This window comes from Chryseobacterium sp. SIMBA_038, from assembly GCF_046535115.1.
GTDB lineage: Bacteria > Bacteroidota > Bacteroidia > Flavobacteriales > Weeksellaceae > Chryseobacterium.
The window spans coordinates 1-274 of the sequence record NZ_JAWRXH010000153.1; the positions used below are offsets into that span (position 1 = coordinate 1).

The 274-nt window shown below is 42.7% G+C and carries 1 pseudogene; it reads right to left on the reverse strand.

The features are described from left to right. Positions 1-274, reverse strand: a pseudogene (locus tag SB689_RS23080) (gamma carbonic anhydrase family protein); the annotation flags it as partial.

A 274-nucleotide genomic window follows, 5' to 3' on the forward strand; every position in this document is an offset into this window, starting at 1 on the left:
CAATCAGCTTTCTGGGTTCACATCTAAAGTTGGCAGGCACAAAAGCCAATGCACCAACAATACTTTCGTCACCAATATAAGCCTTGTCCATCACTACAGAATTCATCCCGATTAAGCAATTCTTTCCAATGTGACCGGAGTGAATAATCGCTCCGTGGCCAATATGTGCAGATTCTTCGAGGATTGTTTCTATATTAGGAAAAACATGCAGGGTACAATTTTCCTGAACGTTGGCGCCGTCTTTAATGATAATTTTCCCCCAGTCTCCACGGAT